The 14,542-nt window shown below is 62.5% G+C and carries 12 protein-coding genes; 8 read left to right on the top strand and 4 right to left on the bottom strand.

Annotated features, from left to right (window positions below; translation table 11 throughout):
* Nucleotides 1-28 precede the first annotated feature (28 nt).
* Both KTR60_RS04965 and purD read right to left on the bottom strand, forming a co-directional pair.
* The gene (locus tag KTR60_RS04965; RefSeq protein ID WP_007734403.1) at nucleotides 29-1,597 is read right to left on the bottom strand and encodes a GMC oxidoreductase; all 1,569 of its coding nucleotides are present in this window, start codon (nucleotides 1,595-1,597) and stop codon (nucleotides 29-31) included.
* A gap of 242 nt (nucleotides 1,598-1,839) precedes the next feature.
* Nucleotides 1,840-3,096 carry a phosphoribosylamine--glycine ligase gene (gene purD, locus KTR60_RS04960; RefSeq protein ID WP_042452678.1) on the bottom strand — a complete coding sequence of 419 codons (1,257 nt, stop codon included), beginning with the start codon at nucleotides 3,094-3,096 and terminating at the stop codon, nucleotides 1,840-1,842.
* Nucleotides 3,097-3,267: 171 nt separating this feature from the next.
* Here purD and KTR60_RS04955 point away from each other — a divergent pair, with 171 nt between their 5' ends.
* The 6 genes from KTR60_RS04955 (at nucleotide 3,268) to KTR60_RS04930 (ending at nucleotide 9,673) form a co-directional block, all read left to right on the top strand.
* Nucleotides 3,268-4,890 (top strand): ABC transporter substrate-binding protein, encoded by a 1,623-nt coding sequence (locus KTR60_RS04955; protein ID WP_042452680.1) that lies wholly within the window; start codon nucleotides 3,268-3,270, stop codon nucleotides 4,888-4,890.
* The gene (locus KTR60_RS04950) at nucleotides 4,887-5,921 is read left to right on the top strand and encodes an ABC transporter permease (RefSeq protein WP_228402263.1); all 1,035 of its coding nucleotides are present in this window, start codon (nucleotides 4,887-4,889) and stop codon (nucleotides 5,919-5,921) included. Before KTR60_RS04955 ends, KTR60_RS04950 begins: the two co-directional genes overlap by 4 nt.
* Nucleotides 5,914-6,735, top strand: coding sequence for an ABC transporter permease (locus KTR60_RS04945; protein WP_228401909.1), 822 nt, complete (start codon nucleotides 5,914-5,916; stop codon nucleotides 6,733-6,735). The genes KTR60_RS04950 and KTR60_RS04945 overlap by 8 nt, the downstream gene beginning before the upstream one ends.
* The gene (locus KTR60_RS04940) at nucleotides 6,732-7,649 is read left to right on the top strand and encodes an ABC transporter ATP-binding protein (protein ID WP_228401908.1); all 918 of its coding nucleotides are present in this window, start codon (nucleotides 6,732-6,734) and stop codon (nucleotides 7,647-7,649) included. The genes KTR60_RS04945 and KTR60_RS04940 overlap by 4 nt, the downstream gene beginning before the upstream one ends.
* 1 nt (nucleotide 7,650) lies before the next feature.
* Nucleotides 7,651-8,298 (top strand): ABC transporter ATP-binding protein, encoded by a 648-nt coding sequence (locus KTR60_RS04935; RefSeq protein ID WP_003945821.1) that lies wholly within the window; start codon nucleotides 7,651-7,653, stop codon nucleotides 8,296-8,298.
* 70 nt (nucleotides 8,299-8,368) lie between these two features.
* Nucleotides 8,369-9,673, top strand: a complete 1,305-nt coding sequence (locus tag KTR60_RS04930) for an HNH endonuclease signature motif containing protein (protein ID WP_228401907.1) — start codon at nucleotides 8,369-8,371, stop codon at nucleotides 9,671-9,673.
* 85 nt (nucleotides 9,674-9,758) lie between these two features.
* Here the strand turns inward: KTR60_RS04930 and KTR60_RS04925 are convergent, their stop codons facing one another.
* Together KTR60_RS04925 and KTR60_RS04920 are read right to left on the bottom strand one after the other, a co-directional pair.
* On the bottom strand, nucleotides 9,759-11,906 hold the full coding sequence (locus KTR60_RS04925) for an ArnT family glycosyltransferase (RefSeq protein ID WP_228401906.1): 2,148 nt from the start codon (nucleotides 11,904-11,906) through the stop codon (nucleotides 9,759-9,761).
* Nucleotides 11,903-13,144, bottom strand: coding sequence for a glycosyltransferase (locus tag KTR60_RS04920; RefSeq protein ID WP_007734387.1), 1,242 nt, complete (start codon nucleotides 13,142-13,144; stop codon nucleotides 11,903-11,905). The genes KTR60_RS04925 and KTR60_RS04920 overlap by 4 nt, the downstream gene beginning before the upstream one ends.
* Before the next feature lie 87 nt (nucleotides 13,145-13,231).
* Between KTR60_RS04920 and KTR60_RS04915 the strand changes: the two genes are divergently transcribed.
* Complete coding sequence (locus KTR60_RS04915; protein WP_042449536.1) at nucleotides 13,232-13,660, top strand: HIT family protein; 429 nt, start codon at nucleotides 13,232-13,234, stop codon at nucleotides 13,658-13,660.
* Between the two features lie 238 nt (nucleotides 13,661-13,898).
* Complete coding sequence (locus KTR60_RS04910; protein ID WP_007734383.1) at nucleotides 13,899-14,534, top strand: ScbR family autoregulator-binding transcription factor; 636 nt, start codon at nucleotides 13,899-13,901, stop codon at nucleotides 14,532-14,534.
* Nucleotides 14,535-14,542 lie beyond the last annotated feature (8 nt).

The following is a 14,542-nucleotide window of genomic DNA, read 5'->3' as shown; positions in this document are numbered from 1 at the left end:
GCACCGCACCTGCTGACGAGTCACCGCCCTAGTTCATGTCGTTCGCAATGATGTTCTCGATATTCCGTTCGGCCAGAGCGGTGATGGTGACGAACGGATTGACTCCCACATTGCCCGGTACGAGGGATCCATCCATGACGTACAGACCCGGGTACTCCGGCAGACGACCGTAGCCGTCGGTCGCCTTGCCGAGCACACAACCGCCGAGGGGGTGGTACGTCAACTGATCGCCCCACGTCTGCGTCGGGCCGAAGAGGTCGGTCCGGTAGATCGTGCCTTCCTTCTTGTTGATCTTGTCGAAGAGCTTCTTCGCCATGTCGATCGACGGCTGGTTCTGCGAGCGCTGCCAGTTCAATCCGACTTTGCCTGTTGCCGAGTTGAATTGGAACTGAGCACGTTGCGGATTCTTGGCAATCGCCAAGTACAGGCTGACCCACAGTTCGGTACCGGCCGGGAAGGGTGCGATTTCCGCAAAGACGGGAGCGGATGTGTCGGCCCAGTTGTCGATACCCATCACGGGGATCGCCGACTGCTTCGCACCGGTGGCGTCCCACATGTGATTGGCGCGGCCCACCATCACGTTGCCGTTGTGACCCCATTCCTGTCCAACTGCACCCGGCAAATTCGCCAGCTGCCCTTGCGCTTTCATCGCGACCAGGAGCTTGCTGGTCCCGATACTGCCGGCCGCGAAGAAGACCTTGTCCGCCGTCACTGTCTTGGTGCCGACGGTATTGCCCTGCTCGTTGATCTGGTTCATCACCACTTGATAGCCACCGCCGGTCGCGGCCGGGGCAACCGAGGTCACGACGTGCAGAGCTGAAATGGTGAGCTTGCCGGTGGCGGATGCCGCAGCGAGGTACGTTTTGTCCAGTGACTTCTTTCCGGCATTGTTGCCGTAGATGACCTCACTGACCAGAGCGGACTTGGTGACCTGGCCGGCAGCTTCCTGCTTCATGTAGTTGAAGTCGTAGACATTCGGAACGAACGTTGTTGTGTAACCGGATCTCTCAGCGGTCTTTCGCCCCGTCCGCGCGAACTTGTAGTACTCGGTCGATTCGAACCAGGCCGGGTCGATGTTGTTGACTCCGAGCGCAGCGTTGGCCCGCGGGAAGTACGTCGAGTACATCTCGTTGGAATCGACCCCGGGCAGGATCTCTTCGAAGTAGTTGCGCTTGGGTGTGACGGCCATACCGCCGTTGACCAGTGACCCGCCGCCGACCCCTCGGCCTTGGTAGACCTTGATCCCGCCGAAGTCCTCGGCGTCGAGAACGCCGACGTAGCGGCTGATGTTCTTGTCCACCGAGCCGCCGGAAAAGTGTGAAACCGGTTGAACTGTACGGTCTCTGAGCCAGAAGGACCGACCGTCGGGCGAGAGCATCGGGCAGAAGATCTTGCCGTCGGACCCTGGTGTGGTCCACGACTTCCCCATCTCGACCATGTGCGTGTCGATACCGGCCTGCGTCAGGCGAAGTGCTGCAACGGCACCGCCGTATCCACTGCCGATCACGAGCGCGGGGACACGGTCTCCGTCGTTCAATGCTCGTCTGGGCGCAGCGGCCGCCGTGGTCCACGAGGACGAGAGTGCGGCGGCCCCCACAGCTAATCCTGTTGCTGCCAAGAAGTTTCTACGCGAGAGCGTGGAATTGGTACGTGCGTGCCGTTCGTTGAATCCAGCGCGAATGCTCAAGTGTGCCCTTCTCTTTCCGTGACCCCCGCGCTGAGATATACCGGGAGAAACCGAACGAGAAGTCCATACTCGTGGGTAACTTCGAGGAACCGTTGATTTTCCATGAAAAGGGCCGATGAACAGAAAGTTCACCGGCCCTCCGAAAGAACGAGTCAGGGAATTGAGATGCGACCTTCGACGGCGCCGAGTCCGATGTCCTTGCGGAAATGACCGCCGGGAAGCTTGACGTCGGCGATCTTTGCGTAGGCGTCGTCGCGAGCTTCGGTCAGATCCTTGCCAACTCCGACAACACTCAGCACACGCCCGCCGGCCGAGACGACGGCACCGTCTTCACGCTTCTTGGTACCGGCGTGCAGGACTCCGTCGGCGTCCGCTCCGGTGATCACGTCGCCGGTGCGTGGGGTTGCCGGGTAGTTCTCCGCGGCAATCACGACCGTGACAGCGGAACCGTCGCGCCACTGCAACGGACCGACCGAATCGAGTGTTCCGGTCGAGGCCGCATTGAGTAGACCGCCCAGCGGCGTTTCGAGGAGAGCAAGCACGGCCTGAGTTTCGGGGTCACCGAACCGGCAGTTGAATTCGACGACGGCCGGGCCGTCGACACCGATCGCCAGACCGGCGTAGAGAAGGCCGGAGAAACTGCTACCGCGCGCGACCAACTCGGCAGCGACGGGCTTGACGACGTCATCGACGATCTGCGTGACCATCTCGTCGGGCAGCCACGGCAATGGGGTGTACGCGCCCATACCGCCGGTGTTGGGTCCGGAGTCTCCGTCGCCGACACGCTTGTGGTCCTGAGCCGGGAGCAGCGGGATCACAGTTTCGCCGTCGACGAGGCAGAAGAGCGAAACTTCCGGACCGTCGAGGAAGGACTCGAGGAGAACCGGGTGTCCGGTCTCGAGCAGTTCTGCGGCATGATCGCGCGCGGCGAGACGATCCGTCGTGACGACTACGCCCTTACCCGCGGCCAATCCGTCGTCCTTGACCACCCAGTTGGGACCGAAGCGGTCGAGTGCTTCGTCGAGCTTGGCCGGATTGTCGACGATCTCACTGTGAGCGGTCTTGACGCCGGCGACAGCCATCACGTCCTTGGCGAAAGCCTTCGATCCCTCGATGCGGGCGGCGTCGGCCGAAGGCCCGAAGCAGGCGATACCTGCTGCCCGCACCGCGTCTGCGACACCGAGGACCAGCGGAACCTCGGGTCCGATGACGACGAGGTCGGCTTCGACCTTCTGGGCCAGCGCGGTAACCGCGTCACCCGAAGCGACGTCGATGGGGTGCTGCTCGGCGATTTTTGCGATCCCGGCATTGCCAGGCGCGCAGATCAGGGCCGTGACACCTGGATCGCGAGCAAGAGAGAGAAGGAGGGCATGTTCACGGGCTCCGGAGCCGATTACTAGTACGCGCACGGGGAACAGACTACGGCCTGCGATAACAGCGCTCTCGGAGTGCCACTCACGGGGCCAAGGTCCCAGCGTTCGGCCTTTGTGCGAAATATCCGTTTCGAGATGAGATCATATGAATACCTGAATAGGTGAACAGATGTTTTCGGACACCTGTCCACCAAGGAAAGGACACCCGTGAAACTCCACAAACCAGGCGTTCTGACGCTCACCGCAACCGCCGCAATCGGCGCACTTCTGATCACGTCGTGCAGTAGCCCGACTGGCACCGACTCCTCGGGCAACAACGACGGCCTGGTCTTGGCCGACGGCTACGAGCTGGGCGGCTACAACCCGGTCGCAGGCTTCGGCGCTGCCGGCGAGGCCAAGATGTACGACGGTCTCGTCCGACTCACCGGAGGGACCGGCATGCCGGGATTCGAGCCGTCTCTGGCCGCGGAGATGCCCACTGCCAACGCCGACGCGACAGTCTGGACGGTCAAACTCCGCGACGGGGTCACCTTCTCCGACGGATCGACCTTCGACGCCGCCGACGTGGTTGCCACGTACAAGGCGATCCTCGATCCCGCTTCCGCCTCCGAAGCGCGTTCGTCGTACGACATGATCAGCGATGTCGTGGCCGTCGACGACAACACAGTCGAGTTCCGCCTCGCGTACTCGTATGCGCCCCTGCTGACGAAAATGCTGATCGGCATGGTCCCGTCGGAATCCCTCGCGACACCCGGACTTGCCGCCGAATCGCCGTTGAACACCGCGCCTGTCGGTACGGGTCCGTACACACTCGTCGATCTCTCACCGGATCGAGCGGTCTTCGAGGCGAACGAGAACTACTGGGACGGTGCACCGGAGATCAAGAAGCTCACTCTCCTCTACGTTCCGGACGACAACACCCGCGCCCAACGTATGGTGTCCGGCGAGATCGACGGAACCAATCTCCCTCCACTGCTTGCCAATACGTTCTCGGGCAAAGACAACATGTCGGTGACTGCCCATCAGTCAGCGGACTGGCGCGGTCTCTCACTTCCGACGAACAATCCCGTGGCAGGCGACAAAGCCGTACGGATGGCGCTCAACCTCGCCGCCGATCGCCAGTCGATGATCGACAACGTCCTGGGCGGACACGGCCGCGTCGCCGCCACTCCGATCCCCGAGGTCTACGGCGATTCGTACAACCCGAACGCAACCTTCGCCTACGACCCGGCCGAGGCCGAGCGAATTCTCACCGAAGCGGGCTGGATCGAAGGTGCCGACGGAATCCGTTCGAAAGACGGTCAGCGGGCGCAGTTCACGATCATGTACAACTCCGTCGACACCGTTCGACGTGATCTCGCTCAGGCATTTGCCTCCGATGCTCTCGCTGTCGGCATCGAGGTGGATCTCGAAGCGCTCTCCTGGGACCGCATAGACCCTCGAATCAACCAGGATTCGACGCTTCTCGGTGGTGGAGACGAACCTTTCGATCCAGACACGCAGGCGTACGACGCGCTGAACTCGAAGTACATAGCGCCCGGGGTCGGCAGCATCTACGACAACGCCAGCGACTACTCCAATCCAGCAGTCGACGCAGGCCTGGAAGTAGGACGCCGCAGCCTGGATCAGGCAACGCGTGACGCCGCGTATCGCGACGTGCAGCAGGCGTACGTCGAGGATCCCGGATTTGTCATCCTCGTATTCCTCGACCATACGTACGTTTCGAAGGATTCGGACTGGCAGATGTCCGGACCTGTACTCGAGCCACACTCACACGGTGTGACCTGGGGCCCGTGGTGGTCACTGCAGACGTGGGCCAGAGGGCAATGACAGCGGTCGACGTTCGGGTAGACGCGCGGCAATCGCTCGGCCACCGTGGCAACTCCCGCCGAAAGGCCATCCTCACGATGGTCGGTCGGCGGGTGTTGTTCATCGTGCCGGTGATCGCCGTGGTGTCCGCGGGACTCTTTGCCGCCGCCGCGATCTCACCGTTCGATCCACTTGTCGGCTACCTGGGCACGCGATACATGACGACCAGCGACGCGGACAAAGCGTTGATCGCCGATCAGATGGGTTTCGACAACCCCTGGTACAGCACGTACTGGAATTGGCTCCAGGGCGTGTTCACCGGTGATCTCGGGATCTCCAGATCGTTCAATCAGCCTGTTTCCCAAGTTATCTCCGAGCGTCTGCCATGGACCCTGCTGCTGGTCGGTATCTCACTCCTCATCGCGATTCTCGCCTCGCTGACACTCGGTGTTCTCGCCGGAATCCGCAGTGGAGGATTCTTGGACAAGACCGTGTCCGGGCTGAGCGTCGTGGTCCAAGGACTTCCGCCGTTTGTCTTGTCGCTGGGTGCCATCGCGCTCTTCGCGTTGACTCTCGGCTGGCTCCCGGTCGCCGGGTTGACCGACGGGGGTGCCGATCCCACACCGGGACAGGTGATCCGGCACTTGGTCCTACCGGTGACGGTCCTCTCCATCTCGCAGATGCCGTGGCTCCTACTCGCGGTCCGAGAATCCGTCGTGGGTTCGAAATGTGAGGGATTTGTCGCGGGCGCCGTAGCACGCGGAATCCCGACGCCGACCATCACGAAACGCCACGTACTGCCGACCTCACTGGCGCCTTTCGTGAACATCGTCGGCGTGCGACTGCCCGAGCTGATAGTCGGGGCAGTGCTGGTGGAAGAGGTCTTCAGTTGGCCAGGGATCGCCGGCGCCATCGTCTCGTCAGCCCGTGACCTCGACATGGCACTGCTCGCGTTCCTCACCGTCGGTACGACATTGACGGTCATGCTCGGCTCACTGATTGCCGACGTCCTCGTTGCAGTACTCGACCCGAGAGTGAGTACCGATGGCTGAACGACGCTTCAAGATCGCCGTCGGCGTGCTGATCCTCGTGGCGCTGTACGCGGCGTTGGTCCCATGGTTGGCCGACGTCGACGACCGAGTCACAGACTTCTCGGCGACTCGCCTGGCTCCGTCGTTCGATCACCCGTTCGGAACTGACTCGGCGGGCCGAGATCTGTTCGTGCGCATAGCTGCAGGCATCAGAACCTCACTTCTGATCGCACTCGCCTGCGCGCTGCTCGCCACGGTGATCGGCGTCGCCGTCGGCACTACGGCCGGACTGGTCGGCGGCTGGGTGGACAGGTTCGTCATGCGCGGCACCGATGCCGTCAACGCACTCCCCCACCTGTTGCTCGGCATCGTCATCGTCGCGATGTTCCGTGGAAGCATTGCCGCCATCGTGCTTTCGATCGCACTGACCCACTGGACCCAAGTGGCCCGGATCATCCGCTCCGAGATCTTGAGTCTGCGCGAGCGTCCCTACATCGACGCCGCCATTCTCGCGGGAGCCAGTCGACGTCACGTGATCATGCGACACCTCGTGCCGGCGACGGCGCCACAGGCTTTGATCGCAGTCGTTCTCCTGCTGCCCCACGCCGTCTGGCACGAATCGACGTTGTCCTTCCTGGGATTCGGCCTTCCCCCGCACAAGCCCAGTCTCGGGACGCTTCTCGAAGAGGCACGCAGTTCTCTGCTCCTCGGCGGTTGGTGGACGCTGGCATTCCCCGCCGCAGTTCTCGTGATCGCCACCGTCGCAGTTGCCGTCGCCGGTTCGGCCCTGCGGTCGATGCTCACGCCCCCTCGACCTTCGGAGTTGCGACTGTGAACCACGGCCTGCGCATCGAATCTCTCACCGTCAGGATCCCTCTACTCGGAGGATCGGTAGTTCACGCTGCGAGCGACATCGACCTCGACGTTCCAGCCGGCACGGTGACCGCACTTGTCGGGGAATCGGGGTGTGGCAAGTCGATCATCGCCACCTCGGTCATGAACATGTTGCCGCCGAATGCTTCTCGAACCGGAACGGTCACCGTCGCAACACCGGACCTCGAGATCGACGTCTTCTCCGGCACCGCGTTCCGTGGGCGGCACGTGGCTCTCGTCCCACAATCCGCCGCAACACATCTCACCCCCGTCCGGACTGCGCGATCGCAACTACAGGAGACGATCGACGCACTCGGCAGCGATCACACTTGCGATGCCTTGGCACTTCGCGTCGGACTCGAACCGTCGGCCCTGGACTGCTACCCGCACGAACTGTCGGGCGGCATGGCGCAACGCGTGGCCATTGCCGGTGCGCTGGCCGGGAATCCGTCGGTGATCGTCGCAGACGAACCCACCGCCAACCTCGACCGCGAACTCACCGACCACGTCATGGGATTACTTCGAGAGTGCGCGGACGCCGGAGCGGCGGTCCTGCTCATCACCCATGACCTGGCATCCCTTACCCGCAGCGGTGCCGCGGATCGACTTGCCGTCATGTACGCATCACGCATCATGGAGACCGGTCCGGCCGCGCTGGTGTTCCAAGATCCGCTTCACGATTACACCCGAGACCTTCTCGGCGCCTTACCTTCCAGAGGTTTGACTCCCATGCCGGGATCGCCACCGCAACTCACCGATCTCCCCGAGGAGTGCGTCTATCACCTACGACGCCCGGAGTCGAAACAATCCGGTGGCCCGACCGAACTGGTCACATTGGGTGACCGCACGTACCGAACGCTGCGGAAGGTGGGCTGACATGAGTCTGCAAGCTCTGGGAATCACCAGCGGTTACCGTCGCAACCGGCCAGTTCTCGAGAACGTCTCGCTCGAGATTCCGTCGGGAAAGCTGATCGGCCTGACCGGGCCTTCGGGCACCGGAAAATCAACACTTGCAAGGATTCTCGCTTCGCTGGATGCACCGTGGTCAGGCGAAGTGCGGATCGACGGATCACCCGTTGTGGGTACCAAATTCTCGGTACCCGCGGCACTACGCGGCACGGTGTCCATGCTGTTTCAGTCACCTCGCGCATCGACCGACCCTCGGCAGACGCTCGCCTCGATCATCGGCCAACCCGGTGACATTGCCAGTAGGTCAATCGATGTGGCCGCGCTGGCAGCAGAAGTGGGCCTCACTCCCGATCTCTTGTCGCGCAGACCACACCAGGTGAGCGACGGCCAACTACAGCGCGCCTGCCTGGCGAGATCGCTGGCGCAACAACCGAAATACCTCATCTGTGACGAGGCGACGGCGATGCTCGACGCCGCCACGACGGCCGCGCTCATTCGGTTGATCGAGAGTCGCGCCGCCGAAACCGGCGTCGGTGTATTACTCATCAGCCATGATCGCGAATTACTCGGCGCCTGCTGCGACGTGGTCCACGACCTCGACAGTATCAGCGCTTAGCCCCTGCGAAATCGACCCTTGACCCGAACGTATGTTCGAGTATGATTTGGGCAGGGGATCGGGGGATTCAATGAGTGTCTTGTTGTCGGATGTGGTGTCTGGTTCTGCGGTGGGGTTACGCGGACGCCTGTGGCGGTTGACTGCTGCCGAGTTGCGCGCTGCTGCTGTCGAGGCGAGTGCGGAGATTCTGCGCCTGGAAGCCGTTCGAGTGGCTGTGGTCGACGAACTCTCGTTGCGGCCGGATGATGAGGTGATCGCCAGCCGCGGGACGGGTGCGTGGTTGGCGGCCAACACGATGCTGCAGGTTCGGGACGGAAAGAAGATCGCCGCATTGGGTGCGGCTTTGCGGCCGTTTCCGGCGGTGGCGGCTCGGTTCGATTGCGGGGACTGCTCCTTCGAGCATGCCGTGTTGATCGTGGCGTTCTGCGAGTCACCACCGAAGGGCATGCCGGAGGAGGCATTACCGAAGTGTATCGATTTGTTGTTGGCTGCTGCGTCGGGTGTGGAGGCGACGACGACGAAAGTGCGGAACGTGATCGCGACCTTGGAGCGGTTGTTCGAATCGGATGAGATCCCGCCCGCCGAGGATGTCGATCTCAACGAGTTGCGGATCGCGTCGACATTGAACGGTCGGGTGGTGGTGCGTGGGGATTTCGACGCCCTGACCGGTGAAATGCTGCTGTCGGCGTTGTCGAATCTGACGATGCCCACCCCGGCACCCGATGGAACCCCGGATGCTCGGTCGGCGCCGAAGCGCACGGCGGACGGGTTCACGGAACTAATCCGCCGGTATCTGGACTGCGCGAAAACCGGTACCGATGGTGGCCAACGCCCGCACGTGAACGTGCACATCAACGCTCGGGATCTCGCTGAGCATCGGGACTGCGCCGCAACACCCTCCACTGCTGATGACGGAATGGCTGTATCGGATCTCGATGTCGGGCACATGCCCTGGCTCGGACCGCTGTCGGTGTCGCAGACCAGACTCCTTGGGTGCGATTGTTTCCTGTCCACGGTGCTGCTCGATGATCACGGCGCGCCCTTGGATGCGCAACCAGGAAAACGATTGGTCACCGCCGAACAGCGAGTGGCGTTGATCGCCCGGGACAAAAGCTGCGCGTTCCCCGGCTGCACATGTGTACCGGCCTGGACGGATGCGCACCATATCCGGCACTGGGCGAACGGTGGCCCGACGGTGATGAACAACCTGGTCCTGCTGTGCCGTTCACATCATCGGTTGATGCACCGGAAATCAGGGTTCGTCGGGAAATGGGTGATCCGCATCGGCGCCGACAACAAACCGTGGTTCATCCCGCCACCCTCGATCGACCCCGGGCAGCAACCCAGGCCGGCGAACACCACCTTCAAAACCTGAGGACGAACCTCAGGCATACAACTTCACGCCAGGTCCGCATCGGAGGAAGCACCTCCGATGCGGACCTGGCGTGCGTTCCTGTTGGTCAGCCTGCAACCGTCAAGTCGTAGAGGGTTACTCCGTCCACCGTTGTGGCGGTGAAGTTTTCGGTCACCCACGTCGAGATAGCGGTAGCGGTGCCTTCGGCGTTCATACCGCCACCCATCCCACCGCCGGCGATGAAGAAGTGAATCTTGCCCTCTGCCACGTACTGCTGGAACTGCGCGAGCGTCGGCGACGGATCGCTCCCGTTGAACCCTCCGATAGCCATGACCGGTGACTGCGTCGCAAGCTGATATCCCGAGGCGCTGTTGGACCCGATTGCCGCGGCTACCCAAGTGAACTGGTCGGAGTTCTCTTCGAGAGTGGACACAACAGCGGCTCCCGGCGTGCTGCCCTGCAGTAGACCACCGGCACCGCCTCCCATTGCGCCTCGCGTCCCGTCGGTGGTCGGCGTGGTACCGCCCGGAACTGTTGCACCACCGGGCATCTGACCCATTCCTACAGGGGGCGTGCCCGGCATTCCGGTCCCAGCCCCGTCAGTCCGACGGTTACCGCCATCAGCCGTGCCACCGAATCCACCGAAGCCTCCGCGGCCACCGCCGGGCCCGCCCATTCCACCTTCGACGCTCGGTCCGGCCGAAACTATGGAACCGGTATGCGGAGTATTGATCGTGTCGATCGCGTATGCAGTCGGACCCGCCAGACCGGTGAAGATCGCTGCGAGAATCACTGCCACAGCCAATCGACCTCGCGTCACTGCCGGAATCAGCACTGCCACGGCACTGACGATGCCGACCACCAGAATGGTCCAGCGAAGCCACGGTACGAAGGAGGGCGAGCGTCCGAGCAGTACCCACGCCATCGCGACGGTTGCGGCCAAGGACACCGCCAGAATGATGCGAACCCAGAGGACGTCACGATGACGCCACGCCACTACCGATCCTGAACCGATCAGCGCGGCGATCGCCGGCGCCAGCGCAACGGTGTAGTAGGCGTGGAAGATTCCCGCCATGAAACTGAAGGTCAGTCCGGTCACCAACAGCCAGAGCCCCCAGACGATGAATGACGCACGCTGTGTGTCAGCGCGGGGTGCCTTGCCTCGCAGCACGATTCCAGCCACCAGAAGTATCAGTGCAGCAGGAATCAACCAGGCGATCTGTCCGCCCTGGGCCGATTCGAACAGTCGGGTAATGCCGGTACTCCCCCACATACCACCGCCGGCCCCACCACCTGGTGCCATACCTCCCCCGGCCATACCACCTGCGGCCTCGCCCATGCCGGGGAAACCGCCCGCAGCAGCGCCGGCCGCAGCATCACCAGCACCGCGCATTCCGCCGCCGCCGACGCTTCCGGTCTCGTTGCCGCTCAAGCGCCCGAGCCCGTTGTAGCCGAGCGTCAGTTCGAGAATCGAATTGTTCTGTGAACCACCGATCCACGGACGCGAGTCGGCCGGCCACAGTTCGACGATTGCCAACCACCATCCGGCGGAGACGATCAGTCCGCCCAGTGCCGCGAACAGTTGGAGTACGCGCTTACCCAGTTTCGGCGGTCCGGCGATCAGATAGGTGAGCGCCAGCGGTGGAACTACCAACATGACCTGTAATTGCTTTGTCAGGAAACCGAATCCGCAGAAGATACCGACCAACACGAGCCAGCGGGTGCGGCCGTCCTGCACGGCGCGCATCATCGCCCACACTGCTGCGATCATCAGGAGCACCAGCAGAGCATCCGGGTTGTTGAACCGGAACATCAGCGCCGCTACGGGTGTGAGCGCAAGTACCAGGCCCGCGAGGAGGCCGGCGGCCGCACCGAAATACCGTCGAACCGTTCCCCACAACAGTGCAACCGATCCGACCCCGAGGAGTGCCTGCGGCACCAACATCGCCCAGGAATTGAGTCCGAAGATGCGAACCGACAGCGACATCAACCACAGGGACATGGGCGGCTTGTCGACGGTGATCGAGTTTGCAGCGTCCGAGGAGCCGAAGAAGAAAGCCTTCCACGACACCGAACCTGCCTGTACCGCAGCGGCATAGAACGAGTTGGCCCATCCGGACGCGCCCAGGCCCCAGATGTAGGCAACTCCGGTGCCCACCAACAACACTCCCAGCGCCCACGGTTCCCAGCGCACCTGACGTTGCGGTTCCGGCGCTGGCAGCGGCGCGGCGAGTGTCTCTGCAGTGGCGGTCATCGATTGGCTCCTACGGATTGTGCGGTGCGAAACACCCAGCGCAGTGCGATGAATCGACTGACTGTGGCAACAAGATTGGCGATGACGAGTACGGCAAGCTCCACGTGCTTGGAAGCGTCGGGCGCCATGACGTCGAGCACGAACAACGATCCGCTGGTGAGCAGTAGACCGAACCCGAACACGAGCAGGCCCTGCATCTGGTGACGAGCGGATCCTTCCGACCCTCGGATCCCGAAGGTGAAGGCCCGGTTGGCGGCGGTGTTGAATACCGCGGTCACCAGCAATGCGACGGCGTTGGCCCACTGCGCACCCATGATCGAGTGCAGAGCGAGGTAGAGCAGCGCGTACGCGAGCGTCGAAATGACTCCCACCACGGCAAAGCGTGAGAGCTGCCCGACCATTCCTCGTGGAACTCCGGGAACCAACGGTTCACGTCCGAAACTTGCCCTGAGCTCGGCCAATGGAAGGGAACCGGTAGACAGTGCTCGCCCGACACGGACCACACCTTTGAGGTCGGCAACTGCCGTGGCAATGATGTCTACCCGACTGTCCGGGTCGTCCACCCAGTCGACAGGGACCTCGTGAATCCGCATGCCCGCTCGCTCGGCCAGCACCAGCAATTCGGTATCGAAGAACCACCCGGTGTCCTCCACCAGCGGAAGTAGTTGCCGTGCAACATCGACGCGCATGGCTTTGAATCCACACTGGGCGTCGGAGAAGCGAGCATGCAGTGCGCTTCGGAGGATGAGGTTGTAGCTACGTGAGATGAACTCACGCTTGGGGCCGCGCACCACGCGGGACGATCGTGCCAGCCGGGAACCGATGGCGATGTCCGAGTGTCCGGAGAGCAACGGAGCAATCAACGGCATCAGGGCGTTGAGGTCGGTCGAGAGGTCGACGTCCATGTACGCGACCACGTCGGCATCGGAGTCGCTCCATACCTGCCGCAGTGCTCGACCACGACCCTTCGCATCCAGGTGGACGACCCGGACGTCGTCGAATTCTTCGGCGAGGGAACGGGCGAGTGCCAACGTGCCGTCGACACTGGCGTTGTCCGCGATGGTAATTCGTGCAGAGAATGGCACCTGCGTGCGTAAATGCCGGCGCAGGCGCCGCACGCACGTCTCGAGGCCTGCCTCTTCGTTGTATACCGGGACGACCACGTCCAGCACTACAGTCGTCGCGGAGACCTCCTCTGCGTCCGTGCTGCCCGCGGTCTGCATGGCTTCTGTCGTCATGCGTCCTAGATTTGTCGGGCCGGCTCCGACGAACCTGCGTCCAGCCTGGGAGTTTCCTGGCAACCGGACGCGGGCTAATCTCGGGGTATGCCTTCAGTCTTCAGTGCCATCATCAACGGGGATCTACCAGGACGTTTCGTGTGGGAGGACGAGGACGTCGTCGCGTTCTTGACCATCGCGCCGGTAACGCAGGGCCACGTGCTTGTGGTTCCGCGAGCCGAGGTCGATCAGTGGCAGGACGTGGATCCTGAACTCTTTGCCAAGGTCACCGCTGTTGCCCGCAACCTCGGCCAAGCCGTGCGTAAGGCGTTCGACGCGCCTCGGTCGGGTCTCCTCATCGCAGGTCTGGAAGTTCCGCATCTTCACGTTCATGTTTTCCCCGCATACGACATGGGGAACTTCGACATCAGTGGCGCCGACACCTCGCCGTCACCCGAATCTCTCGACGAGGCACAGACCAAACTCAAGTCGGCGCTACGCGACCTCGGCTTCGAGGCAACTGTCTCGACTCGTTGATCGCATACCTTCGACCGAATTTCGCTGGCCGATAACTGGACTCCCCGCCGCAGCCTCCAACGGAGGTTGCGGCGGTCGCATTTGTCGCTCCTACCGACCGTGACCTGCGATTGCACACCGAACAGTCCGTTTCGCGCTGTCGCGCGAGCACGAGATTCGCTGCTACCGTGGGTCGCTGGTCCGGGACCTAGGGCCCTAAAACTGGTTCACGTGTTAACAGTCGGAGGACAAGGGAGCAATGCAGGAACGTGCCAAGATCAGTCGCCGACAGATTCTTCAAGGTGCTGCTGATCGGTTCGAAGTCACGGGGTACGGCAGCACGAGCATGAATGACATCGTGTCCGCGGCGCAGATGACCAAGGGCGCGGTCTATTTTCACTTCTCGTCCAAAGACGAACTGGCTCAGGCGGTGATCGAAGAACAGCACCAGATCTCGATCAGTGCCTTCACCGCAGTTGCAGCCACAGGCGCACCGGCACTGGAACAGCTCGTCATGGTGTGCCACGAGATGGGCCGCCAACTCGTCGCAGAACCTATTGTTCGTGCGGGAATCCGACTTACCCTCGAGTTGGCCTCTGCCGACGGTTCGCAAGGCCCGTACGTCGCGTGGATCCGCGAGCTTCGAAAACTGGCCGAGGCCGCGAAGCTCGAAGGCGACATCCGCGACGATGTGGAGCCGGAATCGGTGGGTCGCGTGGTGATCTCGGCATTCACCGGCGTTCAACTGGTTTCGAACGTTCTCACCAGACGAAGCGATTTGAACGACCGTATCGACGAATTGTTCACCCTCCTGTTGGCAGGCGTGGTCTCCGACAAGCGACGCAGCGCCGTCGCCGAACTGGTCGGATGTCGCCTCGAAACTTATGCGTCCTGATCCGGAGA

It is taken from the genome of Rhodococcus sp. C1, assembly GCF_020809065.1.
GTDB lineage: Bacteria > Actinomycetota > Actinomycetes > Mycobacteriales > Mycobacteriaceae > Rhodococcus_F > Rhodococcus_F qingshengii.
This window is presented reverse-complemented; position numbering and strand designations above follow the sequence as displayed.